This is a genomic window from Lysobacter sp. CA199 (genome assembly GCF_052078715.1).
Lineage (GTDB): Bacteria > Pseudomonadota > Gammaproteobacteria > Xanthomonadales > Xanthomonadaceae > Lysobacter.
The window spans coordinates 401613-416310 of the sequence record NZ_JBQJIL010000008.1 but is presented as its reverse complement, the minus strand read 5'-3'; the positions used below and the strand labels follow the sequence as shown (position 1 = coordinate 416310).

Sequence of the window (14698 nt, the reverse complement as noted above, 5' to 3'; positions counted from 1 at the left end):
TCAGTGTCGACCCGCTGCCGTTGTTGAACACGTCGGTCACGGTCACACCGGTGATCGTCACGTTGCCGGTATTCGTCACCGTCACCGTGTAGTTGATCGTTTCGCCCGCTTCGACCGTGTTGTTCGGCGTGCCGATCTCGGTCAGCGTGTGGCTCTTGGCCACCGTCAACTCAGTGAGCGGCGGCGCAGGCGGCTGAATACAAGCGCTGTTATCACCCGCCCCGCCCGCTTCCTGCCCTGCCGGCAGCGACACGCTGTTGAACAAGCCAGTGCCCGCACTACCGCAAGCGGTGGCCTGGGTCTGGTTGGTGTAGACGTAGTTGACCGTCACCGAGTAGGTGTGGGTCGCGTTCCCAGCGATCGAAGTACCCGCCGCGGCCAAGGTGTAAGGACCGGCGCCGACAGCGGTGCCGCCCGCCGGCGCGCCGCCGGAGGTGGTCCAGGTGGCGCCCTGCGCCTGCAGGTTGGAGGCGAACTGGGTGGTATCGACCAGCGGACCGTAGGTGCCGGTGCCGTCGCCGGTGTTGGCAACCGTCACCGTGTAGAGCACCGAGTACACGCCGGAGGCGTTCGGACCGGTGGTCGACACCGCGGTCTTGGCGATGTTGAGCGAAGCCACGTTGTGACTGGTGCCGCATCCGCCGGGCGTGGTGCAGCCGTTGCCGCCGCTGACGTTGTTGGTGACCGCGATGGTCGCGGTGTTGCTGACCGTGGCGCTGTAAACAAAGGTGTGCGTGCCGACCGTCGAACCGGTCGCCAAGGTGCAGGTGATGTTCGGCGCGGCCACGACGCAGCCGGCGGGAGTCGCACCGCTGAAGGTGAGGCCGCCACCGAGCGTGTCGGTAAACACCGTGGGCGCGGTGGTCGTCGCGCCGCTGACGGTCGCGGTCAGGGTGTAGGTGATCGTCTGGCCCGGGGTCACGGTGGTGCCGCTGGCGGGGTTCGCGCTCTTGGCGATCGTGACCACGGCCACGGCGGTATTGGCCGTGCTGGTGTTGTTGCCCGGGGTCGGATCGGTGGTGCCGCTGGGCGGGGCGACGGTCGCGGTATTGGCGATCGTCGTACCGGTCCCGGCGGTGCCGGTCAGGGTGAAGGTAACGCTGCCGCCGTTGGGCAAGGTCGGGATGACCACGCCGCTGCCTTGCAGCTGGGCGACGGTCGGACCGGCCGGGCACACCGCGCCGCCGGTCGGGGTACCGCAAGTCAGCGTGGTCGCGGTGAAGTTGGCGACCGCCGGGTCGGTCAGCACGGTGCCGTTGGCGGCGCTGGGGCCGGCGTTGGTCACCACGATGGTGTAGACCACGGTGCCGTTGGCGCCGATCGAGGTCGGGCCGGACTTGCTGACGCCGACGTTGGAAACCGCCGCCAACGTATTCGAATCCGTAGCCGAACACGCCCCGGTCCCCGAATTGAACGTACCGCCGTTGGCTGTACAAGCCGTATCGACATTGGTCACGTTCGTCGGCGGCGTGATCGTCGCGGTGTTGTTCAGCGGGTTGGCGAACTGCGCCATCGCCGGCAGGCCGGCGAGGGCCAGCACGGAAGCGAGCAGCACACGCACTCCGGTTCGAGCAATGCGCGATCCAGTGGGGGCGTCGCGGTGAGCAGGCGACGGACTGGCCGGAGTACGGGTAGTGACGATTTTCATGCGTTGGCCCAAACAGGAGTTCGGTAATCGCCGGGACGACATCGCGCGTCGCCCTGAGGCGATGCAGCGACGCCACCGAGCGGTGGGTCGACGTGTTGCTATGAGTTTTCGTGTTGCTGGTCGTGCGGTACGGCGAGTGCCTGAAGCGTGGGCGAACGCTGAGCGCTCAAGCCCGGAATGGCTCTACATCCACAAAACGCGCAGTTGCCGTCAGGCGCGTTCGCGGTGGAACTACCACTGGGACTACCGCTTGGAGTCGGCTCGGCTGAGTGGCCGCGCGCGTCCAGTCGGCAAAACCTGGCTGTTCGATTCGCTTTGGACAGGAGCCGCTCGACGTCGGCCGCTTGGCGGCCGATCGACCAACAGCAGGAGACCGCCTGATGGCGGCCGGACCAACGACATCCCCTTGGATACCGATCTTCAGCCCCTGACACGTCATGACGTGCCCCCTTATTTTTTCCACTCAATCCGCACGTTCCCTACGAGGGAACCTACCGACAGATGCACCAGAAGTACCGTGGAACCCCTTACGCCAATACGCGTTTCGCACTGCTATACAGGATAGGAAGGCAAATAGTGTGCCATCCATCACACTTATATTTCAACACACATCACACTCAAAACGAGATCTTGCTTGCACAAAACTGCCCTTCCAGGTCAGAAAGGTGACCCATCCTGGCAACTTTGGTCAGCGCCCCCGGCGGGTGAACCAAAGTGCCAAGTGCGTTCCAAGCGGCACCCTACACCGCAAGGTGAATGTGATCTTTCAGTTAGAAATTAGCGTCATCTATGCAGAAGCCGCGTGAAATATCGATGCGAAGCTCATCGCAAACAGGCTCAAAAATCACGCAAATTGTCCGCTAAATCGGATACTTGCGAATTCAGCCCTTTCAGCTGGAAGCACCGATTCAGTCACGTTTGCAGCCGCTCGCGGCAGGCTGAGATCGGGGGCGACGCAGGCCCTATAATTCACGTCCCAACGAGCCGGCCGTCCCATGTCTTCCAGCGCTACGACCCTGTCTGTCCTCGACCTGACAAGCATCCAGTCCCTGGCCCGCGACGACATGGGAGCGGTGGACGCCCTGATCCGGCGCCGGCTGGCGTCGGACGTGGTGCTGATCAATCAGGTCGCTGAGTACATCGTCGGTGCCGGCGGCAAGCGTCTGCGGCCGATGCTGCTGCTGTTGGCGGCCGGGGCCCTGAACCATCGCGGCCCCGACGCCCACCAGCTGGCCGCGGTCGTCGAGTTCATCCACACCGCCACCCTGCTGCACGACGACGTGGTCGACGAATCCGACCTGCGCCGCGGCCGCCGCACCGCCAACGCAGTCTGGGGCAACGCCGCCAGCGTGCTGGTCGGCGACTTCCTGTACTCGCGCAGCTTCCAGTTGATGGTCGAACTGGACCGGCTGGAGGTCATGAAGATCCTGGCCGACACCACCAACCAGATCGCCGAGGGCGAGGTGCTGCAGTTGCTGCACGTGCGCAACCCCGACACCGACGAGCCGGCGTATCTGCGCGTGATCGAACGCAAGACCGCGGTCCTGTTCGCCGCCGCGACCCGCCTGGGCGCGGTCCTGGCCGGCGCCGACGCGGCGACCCAGCAACGCCTGCACGACTACGGCCTGGCGCTGGGCTATGCCTTCCAGATCGCCGACGACGTGCTCGACTACGCTTCCGACGCGCAGACCCTGGGCAAGAACCTCGGCGACGATCTGGCCGAAGGCAAGGCCACCCTGCCGCTGATCCACGCCATCGCCCACAGCGACGAAGCGGTGCGCGCGCGCCTGCGCGCGGCGGTGGAACACGGCGATACCGACGCCATGCCCGACGTCCTCGCGGCGATCCATGCCAGCGGCGGGCTCGACTACAGCCGCCAGCGCGCGCAGCACTACGCCGACGCGGCCGAGGCGGCGTTGGAGGGACTGGACGACAACGACTACACGGCCGCGTTGCGCGGACTGGCGCGGTATGCGGTGAGCCGCGATCACTGACCCGCCCGAATCGCTTCGGTCGGTCTGTCGCTAAAGCGTCGGGGCTGAAGCCCCTCCCACAAAATACCTCGCGGCTACGAAGCCTATTGTGAGAAGGGCTTCAGCCCGGACGTTTCGGCAAGCGATCGAATCAGGTTCTTCTTCGAGCCAGTTCGCAACCGCGAGGCATTTTGTGGGAGGGGCTTCAGCCCCGACGCTTTATCGCCCGCCGCGAGGCACAACCGCCCTCGCCTCGCCGCTTCAGTCGCGCTTGCCGAAGCGCTCGTCGAAGAACGCCCGCATCGCCGCGAACGAACGCTTGGCCGCGCGCTCGTCGTAACGGCAATTGTCGCCGGCCGGCGCGTTCGCATCCTCGACCTGCGAGAAACAATGCACCGCCCCGCTGTAGTTCACGAACTGCCAGTCGGCGCCGGCCTCGTTCATTTCCTTTTCGAACGCGACGATGTCTTCGGTCGGCACCGACTTGTCGGCGGCGCCGTTGAGCACCAGCACCGGCGTGTTGACCTTGACCCCGTTGCTGGGCAAACGGGACTTCAAGCCGCCGTGGAAACTCACCACGCCGGCGAGATTGGCGCCGGTGCGCGCCAACTCCAGTACCGCCGATCCGCCGAAGCAAAAACCCAGCGCACCGATCTTCGCCGTCGCCACCGGCACGGTCTTGTCCGCCTTCAACGCGGCGACCGCCGCGTCGACGCGCTTGCGCAAGGTGGCGCCGCCGTCGGCATAGGCCTTGCCCACCTGCGCCTTGGCCTCGGTCTTGTCCTTGGGCCGCACGTCCTTGCCGTAGACATCGGCGATCAGCACCACGTAATCGTCGCCGGCGATCTCCTTGGCCGTGCGGATGGCGTTATCGGTCACGCCCAGCCAGTTGGGTACCATCACCAGCCCCGGACGCTGGATCGTGTTGACGTCGTCGTAGACCAGCACGCCGCTGAAGCTGTCGTCGCCGACCTTCCATTCCAATGCTCGGGTCTTGATCGCGGCGAAAGCGGGCGAAGCGCACAGGGCGAGCAGCAGAACGGCGACGGGACGACGCATGGCGGGGCTCCGGTTGGGCTGTGGCCGCAGACTAGCGCGTTCCGCTGGCCGATTGCATGACCTGGAACGAGCGTTTTCGCGGCAGGACCTTCAGCCCACCAGAGCGATGCCCTGCGCGGCGCAACACAGCGCGCGTTCGGAGAGCGGCCGGGCCGATCGGCTTCGCCTGCATTCAATACGCTGTTCTGATCGAAGAGCGTCGGGCCTGAAGGCCCTCCCACAAAAGACCTCGGAGGACCCGCAAGACACGGAAGCTTTTGTAGGAGGCCCTATTAGCCCGCGAGAGCGGCGCCTTGCACGGCGCAACACAGCGCGCGTTCGGAGAGCGGCCGGGCCGATCGGCTTCGCCTGCATTCAATACGCTCTTCGCTCCGACACGACGATCCGGCAGACAGCAATCGGACGTCCCTGCCGCATCGGTATCGCCTCAGGCGATGCCCAAGCCTGCGATCGCGCTGATCGAGTCGGGATCGAATCCGGCCAGCTCGGCGAAATGGCGGCCGCGCGCGACGTAATCGCGGTACGCGCCGAAACTCGGCGCGCCCGGCGACAGCAGTACCACCCCGCCCTGCTCGCCCAAGGCCGCGCGCGCCTGATCCATGGCCTGCGCCAGATCCGCCGCGGCGCTCAAGGCGAATCCCGCCTGCGCCGCCACCGGCGCCAGCAACGCGTGGATGCGCGGCCCGTTCTCGCCCATGGTCACGATCGCCAGCGGCGCACGCTGCCGCATCGCCTCGGCGAAACCCTGCCATTCCACGCCGCGGTCGTGACCGCCGACCAACAGCGCGATGCGCTGGCCCGCATAGCACTCCAGCGCGGCCAATGTCGCGTGCGGCGTGGTGCTGATCGAATCGTTGACGTAAGCGATGCCGTCGCGCGCACCGATCGGCTGCAATCGGTTGGGCAGCGGGCGGAAACTGGCCGCGTGCGGCGCCAGCGGCGCGGCGTCGATGCCGAGCGCCTCGATCACGGTCAGCACCGCGCACAGATTGCCGCGATTGTGCCGGCCCGGCAGCGGCAACGCGGCGGTGTCCATGATCCGACGATCGCCGCGCCACAGCACATCGCCGCGCAGATGCCAGCCGGCATCGTGGCCGAACCAATGGATCTGGCTGTCGGGCAGCTGCAGCGCCGACAGCACCGGATCGTCGGCGTTCAACACTGCGATACGCGGCTTGGCCTGGGTCAGCAAACGCAGTTTGTCTTCGACGTAACGCGCTTGCGAACCGTGCCAATCCAGATGCTCGGGATAGATGTTCAGCGCGACCGCCACTTCGGGCCGCGCGCCGCCGGCGGCGACATCGCCGGTCTGGTAGCTCGACAGCTCGATCGCCCACAACTCCGGCGGCTGCTCCGGGTCGAGCACCTCCAGCAACGGCACGCCGATGTTGCCGACCAGGGCGGTGCGATGGCCGCCGGCGCGCAGCAGGTGCGCCAGCAGCGAGGTCGTGGTGCTTTTGCCCTTGGTTCCGGTGACGCAGACCGTACGGTCGCCGGCGTGTTCGCCGAACCACAGCGCGGTGCCGCCGATGAAACGCGTGCCTTGCGCCGCGGCGGTCAGCGCTTCGGCGCGGTACGGGCTTATGCCGGGCGATTTGACGACCCATTCGAACGCGCTCAGGCGCTCGGCGCTGGCCGCATGTTCGATGCTCAGGCGCGGATCATTCAAGCCGCGCGCGTCGGCGGCTTCTTCTTGCGAACAAAACAGGGTCAGCTCCAGCTCGGGCAGGCGCGAGCGGATCGCGTGGTAAGCCGCGCGGCCTTCGCGGCCCCAGCCCCACAGCGCGACGCGGCTGCCGTCAAGCTGCGAAATACGCACGCAACCGCTCCCACAACCGCGGCGGCAGACGCTGTTCTTCGTCCAGCGTCAGCAGCGGTTCGATGCGCAGATCGTCGCCAGCCAACTGCGGCCGGATCTCGCGCGCGAAACGCTCGACCAAGGCATCCTCGCGCCACTCCGGCCGTTCGGTCAGCGCCGCCATCGCCGCGCGCGATTCGCGGCCTTCGCCGACGCATTCGAACGGTTTGTGATTGCGATACTCCAGCAACGCGTCGAAACCGTCGGTCTGGGCCGGATCGTCGAGCAGGTTGCGTCCGAAGATGCCGACCAAGCGAGGCTTGGTCATGAACGGCGCCAACGCCAGAAACACGAAGTGGCATTTCGGACATACGCCGCACCAACGGCTCGCCGGCCGCTCGCCCAGGATATGGAAATTGCGATTGCAGCTGCTGAAGTGCGCGTCGTAGCGATCGGTGCGGGCGAACTGCCGCGCCACCGCCAACTCGCTGAGCGGGCGCAGCAGCGAGTAGTAATGCAGGTCGGCCGCGACATGGCGCTGCACGTAGTCGCCGAAGGCTTGCTCGCACGCCCAGCCCTTCGACCACTGGTGGTTCACCTCGCCGGTGCCCTCGATCAGGCTGCCGTAGCTGGCCGAACGCTCGTTGGAGAACACCACCTGGTCCACGCCGTGCAGCAGCGCGGCCAACACCATGATCGCCGAGTTCACCACGGTGACCGGGATGTGGCCGTTGTAGGCGCCCTGGCGGTTGAGCTCGAACAATTGCGGAGCCAGCGCGCGGCCCAGGTTGAGCGTGGGCAGTTCGGTGCGCTGCGCGCAGGCGGCGATCAGCTGCGAGCCGCCGATCCAGGTCACGGTCTGCTCGACGCCCTGCGCGCGCAAGGCCTCGATGCTGACCAGCGAATCCTTGCCGCCGCCGATCGCGACCAGGGCGTGTTCGCGCAGGCCGAGCGCGGGGGCTTGGCCCTCACCCCGGCCCTCTCCCGCAAGCGGGAGAGGGAGCGCTTCGGCGAGAGCATCGTCACTGCTCCCTCTCCCGCTTGCGGGAGAGGGCTGGGTTGAGGGCGCGCCGCCATCGCCCACCGGAAACTTGATCTTCTCGTGCAAGTCCAGCCCGTTGCGATATGCGAACTCGCCCAGACCGTTGACGTAGATCAGCTCCAGCAGCGCCGCGGCATCGGCGTCGATCGCATACGAATCGATGCGGATCTGCGGCGGCACCGCCGCCTTGTAATAGCTCACGCCGGCGATCAGATGCAGCAAACGCAGCGCCTGCTCCACCGCGCGCGCGCGCGCGCCGTCCAGCGCGAACGGCGCGCCGGGAATGGTGATGGTCTCGACCAGCTCCGGACCGTCGTCGAAAGCGTAGACCAGCTCGGCCACGCCGGTGGCCGCGTCCAGGCCGCAGCGGACGAAACGGAAGGCGCGCACCGAGTCGCGTTGGAATTGAGCACTCACGAGCGTTTTCCCGAAATCGAAGCGATGCGCGCGAAGGCGGCGGACAGGATCGTCTTCATTCGATCACCTCCTCCACCGGCAGCGCGCGCAGGTTGTAGGTATTGGCCATGGCCATGCCGTAGGCGCCGGTATCGGACACCACGATCACGTCGCCTTCCTCGGTGGCGACCGGCATCGGACGCGCGCGGCCGAGCACGTCGCTGCTCTCGCACACCGGACCGACCACGTCGAACGCGGCGACTTGCGCATCGTCGAGCCGGCTGAGGTTGTGGATGCCGTGATAGGCCTCGTACATGGCCGGACGCATCAGCGCGTTCATGCCCGCATCGCAGCCGATCCGAAGCACGCCGTCCTTCTCCACCACCTGGGTCACGCCGAGCAGCAGCACGCCGCTTTCGGCGACCAGGTAACGCCCGGGCTCGATCACCAAGCCATAGCGCGGATACGCGGACTTGATTTCCTCCAGCCCCGCGCGCCACGACACCAGATCGAAGCTCGGCGCTTCCGGCGTATACGCCACCGGCAGACCGCCGCCGATATCGATGGTCTCGATGGTGCCGACGCTGTCGGCCAGCCCGGCCAGGCTGGCGTAGACGCCGCGCCAATGCTGCGGATCGTCGATGCCGCTGCCCAGATGCGCATGCAGGCCGCTGATGCGGATGTTGAGCTTGCGAGCCTCTTCGATGAAGGCGTCGAACCGCGCCAGCGGCAGGCCGAACTTGGCCGCCACGCCGCCGGTGCGGACTTTCTCGTGATGGCCTTCGCCGTGGCCCAGATCCAGGCGCAGCCATAGCGTGCGGCCGCGGAACACCTCGGGCCAGCGCTTGAGCGCTTCGACGCTGTCGATGGTGACGATCACGCCGCGCTTGAGCGCGGCTTCGTATTCGTGCCGCGGCGCGAAGCTGGGCGTGAACAGCACGCGCTCGGGCGCCATATGCGGGATCGCGGCGAATACGCGCTCGATTTCGGCCAGCGACACGCATTCCAGGCCGAAGCCTTCGCCGACGATGGTCTTGAGCACGGCCGGATGCGAATTGGCCTTCATCGCGTAGAAACAGCGATCGATCGCCTGGGTGCCGATCAGCGAGCGCGCGCGTTCGCGCACGGTCACCAGATCGTAGACGTAGCGCGGCGTGCCGGCTTGCGCCATCTGCAGCAGGCGAGCGCGCTTGCCGCGCCACCACGGCGCGGCGCGCTGCGGCTTGCCGTGGGCGATCTCTCGCCAACTCGGACCGAACACGCTCTCGTCGCGCACCGGCATCGCGCCGCCGCGGATCAGTTCGTGATGCAAATGCGGCAGCAGGCCGTCGGCGTCGGCCTCGTCGATGACGAAGGTCAGGTTGAGATCGTTGGACGACTGCGAGATCAGATGCACGCGCTCGCGGCCGAACGCGGCCCAGATGTCGGACAGGCGGTGCAGCAGCGAACGCATGCCGCGGCCGACCAGAGTGATCGCAGCGCACGGCGCGATGACCTTGACCCGGCACACTTCGGCCAAGTCCGCCGACAAGGCTTCCAACACGTTGCTGTTGACCAGATTCTCGCTCGGGTCCAGCGACACGGTGACATTGGTCTCCGACGAACCGATCAAGTCGATCGACAGTCCATGCCGCTTGAAACGTTCGAACACGTCGGCCAGGAAGCCGACCTGCTGCCACATGCCGATGCTTTCCATCGACACCAGCACGATGCCGTTGCGGCGGCTGATCGCCTTGACCCCGGGCACGGTGGCCGCGCTCGCGTCGATGCGGGTGCCGGGCAGATCGAAGCGCTCGGTATCGAGAATCGCCATCGGCACGCCGGCGTCGCGGCACGGCGCGATCGAACGCGGATGCAGCACTTTGGCGCCGGTGGTGGCGATTTCCTGCGCTTCGGCGTAATCCAGCCGGGCCAGCAGGCGCGCGTCGGGCACTTCGCGCGGATTGGCGCTGAACATGCCCGGCACGTCGGTCCAGATTTCCACCCGATGCGCCTTGAGCAAGGCGCCGAAATACGCGGCCGAGGTGTCCGAGCCGCCACGGCCCAGAATCGCGGTGCCGCCGTCGCCGTGGCGGGCGATGAAGCCCTGGGTGATCAGCATCGCGGTCGGCTGAGCGTCGAAGCGTTCGCGGAAATCCGGCGCGGCCTGATGACGGCAGTTCACCGACAGGCGCTGGGCCCAGTCGCTGGCGTTGGGCAGCGAGACCGCGTCGAGCCAGTCGCGCGCATCGCACCAACCGAAGTCGTGCCCCTGCGAGCGCAGGTAGGCCGCGCCCAAGGTGGACGACAACAATTCTCCTTGACCCAGCACCTCGGCCTGCCAGTCCAGCGCACGGCCCGCCGCGCGCGGATCGGTTTCCAGCGCAACCAGTTTCGCCAGGCGGTCGTCGAGCACCGTATCCGGATCCAGACCCAGTTCGGCGCAGAAAGAGCGGTGACGATCGACCAGCCCGGCGAAGCGCGCGGCGATGCCCTCGTCCTGGCCCGGCGGCGCATAAGCGATCGCCTGCAGTTCGTTGGTGACGCCCGACAACGCCGAGACCACGACCAGCACGCGCCGGCCGTCTTCTTTCAGGCGTTTTCCCGCCAGGCGTCCGATCGTGTCCCAACGGTTGCGGCGCGATACGGAAGTACCGCCGAACTTGAGCACCACCCAGCCTGTGTGTTGCGTCTCCACGTCTTCCTCGGTTGTCGTTTCACTTCGATTAGGGTCCGGCACGCGCCGGGACAGGTCGATCCGCCCGCAACGGCGTCGATGCGACCGTCGCGGGATTCCACACTTGCGGGTCGTGCGCGCCTAGAATCTCGACCTTCGACATCGCGGCCTCGGCCGCGGCGCCCGTGGAATCTCGCCCTCGGGAGCCGCAACTTCGACAGCCGCGCGCTCATCCGGGAGCGGGGCACGAAACGGCGATTCTAGTCGAACTGGCCGGTTCCCGAACCTGTCGTGATCCAGCTTGCGCTCCACCGTTTCCTGTCGCTTCCCTGTCGATCTTCCCTGGCCCCGCCCTTGTGCCGCCACTGCATGGGCCCATCGGAACTTTTCCCGCAATGACGCAACGCCGCTATCTGCAATTGGACGTGTTCGCCGACCGCCCCGGCGCCGGCAATCCCCTGGCCGTGGTTCTCGACGCGCAGGGCCTGGACGACGACGCCATGCAGGCCATCGCCCGCTGGACCCGCCTGCCGGAAACCACGTTCGTGTTCGCGCCGACCCAACCCGGCGCCAGCTACCGCATCCGCATGTTCAGCCCGCGCCGCGAGGTGCCGTTCGCCGGTCATCCCAGCGTCGGTACCGCCTGCGTGGTGCTGGAAGCCGGCCTGGCCGCGCCGGTCGACGGCGTGCTGGTGCAGGAGGGCGTGGCCGGCCTGCTACCGCTGGCGGTCGACGGCGTGGGCGAGACCCGCACGATCGCGGTGCGGACCCCGCGCGCGCGGGTGGTCGAAACCGCCGCCGCGGGCGATCCTCGCCTGGCCGACACTTTGCGCGATCTGTCGCTTGGCGCGCTGCCGCCGGCATTGATGGACGGCGGCCGCCGCTGGTGGCTGGCCGAACTGCGCGACGAAGCCGCGCTGCGCGGCGCGACGCCGGACTGGGCCGCGATCGGCCGCCTGGCCGAAAGCACCGAGAGCATGGGCCTGTGCGCGTTCGCCCGCGCCGATGCCGGCCGCGACTACGACCTGGTGGTGCGCGCCTTCGTCGGCGCGCCGGCGCAATTCGAGGACGCCGCCTCGGGCGCGGCCAACGCCACCCTGGCGGCCTGGCTCAACCACAACGGCGCGCTGCCCGGACGCGACAGCCGCTACACGGTCAGCCAGGGCCGAGAGGTCGGATTCGACGCGCGGCTGGAGCTGCGCGTGGATGCCGACGGCGAGGTCTGGTCGGGCGGACGGGTCAGCAACGTGGTGCGCGGCCATATCGATTGGCGCTGATGCGTCCCGGACATCCTTTGTAGGAGCAGCCTTTGTAGGAGCGGCCCTTGTAGGAGCGGCGCAAGCCGCGACCGCGACATCTCGCCTACGACGTCACTGTGATGTCGCGGTCGCGGCTCGCGCCGCTCCTACAGGAAGAAGCGCAACCCCGCGCGCCCTCACTCCCCCTCTCGCGCAAACGCGAGAGGGGCTTATGCGGCAGTCCGCGCCTCTTCCCGCGCCACCGCGCGCCGCCCCAGCAGCACCACCGCGAACGCCGGCAGATACATCAGCAGGCCGTACATCGCCGCCGGTACCGCGATCTGCGGCGAGTTGAGCAAGGTCAGCGCGATCACGATCGCCAGGGTGCTGTTCTGCACCCCCACCTCCATGCCCACGGTGATCGCATCGCGCAGCGCCAACCCGCTGATCCGCGCCAAGATGAAACCGCCGCCGATCGCCGCCGCGCACATCGCCAGCGCGGCCGGCCCCAGTTCGGCGAAGCTACTTTTCAGAACATCGAACTGGGTCACCGCGATCGCCACGATCAACAGCAACAGCAACAGCAGCGAGAACCGGCTGACCCACGGTTCCACGCGCACGGCGAAGCGCGGCGCGATCCGCCGCACGCCCATGCCCAGCAACACCGGCACCAACACCAGCGCGGCCAGATGCATCACCGTCTGCCCCACCGGCAAACTGATCTGCCTGGCTTGGCCGCCGAACCACTGCAAGGCCAGATTGACCAGCAAGGGCACGCTGATGAAGGTCACCAGCGCGCTGATCACCGTCAAGGTCACCGCCAGGGCGACGTTGCCGCGCGCCAGATAGGTCAGCGCATTGGAGCTGCTGCCGCTGGGACAGGCCGCGACCAGCACGAAGCCGACCGCGAACTCCAATGAATCGGGAAACAGCCAGGCCACCGCGAAACCCAGCGCCGGCAGCAGCAGATAGTGGCCGAGCAGCCCCACCGCGACCGGTTTGGGATGCCGGCCGATGCGGCGGAAATCCTCGCCGCTCAAGGTCAGGCCGATACCGCACATGATGATCGCGATGGCGATCGGCAGTCCGATCTTGAGCAACAGGCTGTCCTGCACGCAACACCTCCCAGGCTGAATTCGGATGACGACCGGTCCGCTCCGCTCGGTGCGCCGGCACCGCGGACGTCGGCGTCCGCGTCGAACGCGCACGCACGAAACGGCTCAGGATAGAACGCGCGGCGCGGACTGGGCCTCCGCCGCGGCCGGACCGATCGGACTCAGCGATCGTAGCCCGGATTGCGCCGCTGCAACCGCCGCAGCAGCGCCGGCCAGGCCAACGCGCCGCCGAGCCCGCGCGTGACCTGCGCGGCCTGCGCCTGGATGCCGGCGAGGATCGGCTCGGGAATCCGCAACAGCTCGCGCGAACCGGCCAGGGCGCGCACCTGGATCGCGCAGGCCGCCTCGAAGATGTACATCGCCAGGAACGCATCGGCGATGCTGCCGGCGGCCGTCAACAAACCGTGGTTGCGCAGCATCAGAAAAGTATTGCGTCCCAGATCCTCCACCAGGCGCGGCTTTTCCGCGTCGTTGAGGGCGACGCCTTCGTAGTCGTGATAGCCCAACGCCGCCAGCACGAACAACGACTGCTGCGAAATCGGCAGCAGGCCCTCGCGCTGCGCCGACACCGCGATGCCGTTGAGCGAATGGGTGTGCATCACGCACTGCGCGTCCTCGCGCGCGGCGTGCACGGCGCTGTGGATCACGAAACCGGCCGGGTTCACCGGATACGGCGACTCGCCGACGGGCTGGCCGTCGAGCCCGATCTTGACCAGGGACGAGGCGGTGATCTCGTCGAAGCCCATGCCGTAAGGGTTGATGAGGAAATGGTGCTCGGGGCCGGGCACCCGCGCGGTCAGGTGGGTGAAGATCAGATCGTCCCAACCGAACAGCGCGACCAGCCGGTAGGCCGCCGCCAGATCCACCCGCAGGGCCCACTCGGCCTCGTCGGTGGCCGCGCGCAAATCGCGTTCATCAATCGCCGTGAGCATCGCCCTTCCCCGCTTCGGTGCAAAGGGCACAATACCCCCGCGCCCCGGCGCCGACCGTCGGCTTCCCGACAGTCGCACGATCACACAGGCCTCTCATGCCCGAACGCAGCCCACCGAACCGCGACGTTCTGGACAGCGACGCGTTGGCCGCCGATCCCTGGCTGCGCGACCTCTCGCCCGAGGTGGTCGCGCAACTGGCGGCGATGTCGGTGCGCCGCCGATTGCGCGACGGCGAACTGCTGTACGCGCGCGGCGATGCGGCCGACGGCCTGTACGGCGTGGTGCGCGGCCGCATCCGCATGAGCGTGCCGACCCCGAACGGGCGCGAGGTGTTATTCGTGCTGTTCGAACCGGGCAGTTGGTTCGGCGAGGTGTCGATGTTCGACGGCGAGCCGCGCCCGCAGGACGCTCGCGCGGTCGGCGACAGCGAGATCCTGTTGCTGCCGCGCGCGCGCTTTTTGACCCTGCTCGACGAGCATCCCGAGCTCTATCGCGGCTTCACCCGGCTGCTGTGCCGCAAGCTGCGCATGGTGCTGGAGTTCGTCGAGGACGCATTGACCCTGCCGCTGGCCGCGCGCCTGGGCAAGCGGGTATTGGAACTGGCGCGCGTCTACGGCGTGGATGAGGCCGAAGGACGGCTGATCGATCTGCCGCTGCCGCAGGACGATCTGGCCAGCATGCTGGGCGCGACCCGGCAGAGCGTGAGCAAGGAGCTCAAATCCTGGGAGCAGCAGGGCTGGATCGCGCTGCGCTACCGGCATGTGGTGCTGCGCGACGCGGCCGCGCTGGAGCGGATGGTGGCCAGGCTGGCGGGGTTGCCCGAAACCTGATCGCTCGGCGA

At 67.5% G+C, this 14698-nt stretch carries 10 protein-coding genes; 3 read left to right on the top strand and 7 right to left on the bottom strand.

Translation table 11 applies throughout. The features are described 5' to 3' along the window. Positions 1-1555: beta strand repeat-containing protein (locus tag ACTOWJ_RS16930; protein ID WP_441335776.1), on the bottom strand; the 1555-nt coding region annotated here is incomplete at its 3' end. Between the two features lie 1088 nt (positions 1556-2643). Here ACTOWJ_RS16930 and ACTOWJ_RS16925 point away from each other — a divergent pair. Beyond that, positions 2644-3642: a polyprenyl synthetase family protein gene (locus ACTOWJ_RS16925; protein WP_441335775.1), complete on the top strand. Its 999-nt coding sequence runs from the start codon at positions 2644-2646 to the stop codon at positions 3640-3642. A 240-nt stretch (positions 3643-3882) separates the two neighbouring features. Here the strand turns inward: ACTOWJ_RS16925 and ACTOWJ_RS16920 are convergent, their stop codons facing one another. From ACTOWJ_RS16920 to ACTOWJ_RS16905, 4 genes are all read right to left on the bottom strand, one after another. Beyond that, on the bottom strand, positions 3883-4680 hold the full coding sequence (locus ACTOWJ_RS16920) for a dienelactone hydrolase family protein (protein ID WP_441335774.1): 798 nt from the start codon (positions 4678-4680) through the stop codon (positions 3883-3885). Positions 4681-5107: 427 nt separating this feature from the next. Continuing rightward, positions 5108-6499 (bottom strand): UDP-N-acetylmuramoyl-L-alanine--D-glutamate ligase, encoded by a 1392-nt coding sequence (gene murD, locus ACTOWJ_RS16915; protein WP_441335773.1) that lies wholly within the window; start codon positions 6497-6499, stop codon positions 5108-5110. Beyond that, entirely contained in the window at positions 6480-7937 is a 1458-nt protein-coding gene (gene murL, locus ACTOWJ_RS16910; RefSeq protein ID WP_441335772.1) for a UDP-N-acetyl-alpha-D-muramoyl-L-alanyl-L-glutamate epimerase, read from the bottom strand. Before murL ends, murD begins: the two co-directional genes overlap by 20 nt. A gap of 55 nt (positions 7938-7992) precedes the next feature. Then, positions 7993-10593 carry a bifunctional aspartate kinase/diaminopimelate decarboxylase gene (locus tag ACTOWJ_RS16905; protein ID WP_441335771.1) on the bottom strand — a complete coding sequence of 867 codons (2601 nt, stop codon included), beginning with the start codon at positions 10591-10593 and terminating at the stop codon, positions 7993-7995. A gap of 374 nt (positions 10594-10967) precedes the next feature. Here ACTOWJ_RS16905 and ACTOWJ_RS16900 point away from each other — a divergent pair, with 374 nt between their 5' ends. After that, positions 10968-11849, top strand: a complete 882-nt coding sequence (locus tag ACTOWJ_RS16900) for a PhzF family phenazine biosynthesis protein (RefSeq protein ID WP_441335770.1) — start codon at positions 10968-10970, stop codon at positions 11847-11849. Positions 11850-12040: 191 nt separating this feature from the next. Here ACTOWJ_RS16900 and ACTOWJ_RS16895 read toward each other — a convergent pair whose 3' ends face one another. Next, positions 12041-12925: a bile acid:sodium symporter family protein gene (locus ACTOWJ_RS16895; protein ID WP_441335769.1), complete on the bottom strand. Its 885-nt coding sequence runs from the start codon at positions 12923-12925 to the stop codon at positions 12041-12043. 161 nt (positions 12926-13086) lie between these two features. Next, entirely contained in the window at positions 13087-13857 is a 771-nt protein-coding gene (locus tag ACTOWJ_RS16890; RefSeq protein WP_441335768.1) for a class II aldolase/adducin family protein, read from the bottom strand. A gap of 95 nt (positions 13858-13952) precedes the next feature. Between ACTOWJ_RS16890 and ACTOWJ_RS16885 the strand changes: the two genes are divergently transcribed. Beyond that, complete coding sequence (locus tag ACTOWJ_RS16885) at positions 13953-14687, top strand: Crp/Fnr family transcriptional regulator (RefSeq protein ID WP_441335767.1); 735 nt, start codon at positions 13953-13955, stop codon at positions 14685-14687. Positions 14688-14698 lie beyond the last annotated feature (11 nt).

Bases quoted from the DNA above. Each gene is read 5' to 3' on its own strand.
- ACTOWJ_RS16925 (WP_441335775.1), top strand. From the start codon at position 2,644: ATGTCTTCCAGCGCTACGACCCTGTCTGTCCTCGACCTGACAAGCATC.
- ACTOWJ_RS16920 (WP_441335774.1), bottom strand. From the start codon at position 4,680: ATGCGTCGTCCCGTCGCCGTTCTGCTGCTCGCCCTGTGCGCTTCGCCC.
- ACTOWJ_RS16900 (WP_441335770.1), top strand. From the start codon at position 10,968: ATGACGCAACGCCGCTATCTGCAATTGGACGTGTTCGCCGACCGCCCC.
- ACTOWJ_RS16890 (WP_441335768.1), bottom strand. From the start codon at position 13,857: ATGCTCACGGCGATTGATGAACGCGATTTGCGCGCGGCCACCGACGAG.
- ACTOWJ_RS16885 (WP_441335767.1), top strand. From the start codon at position 13,953: ATGCCCGAACGCAGCCCACCGAACCGCGACGTTCTGGACAGCGACGCG.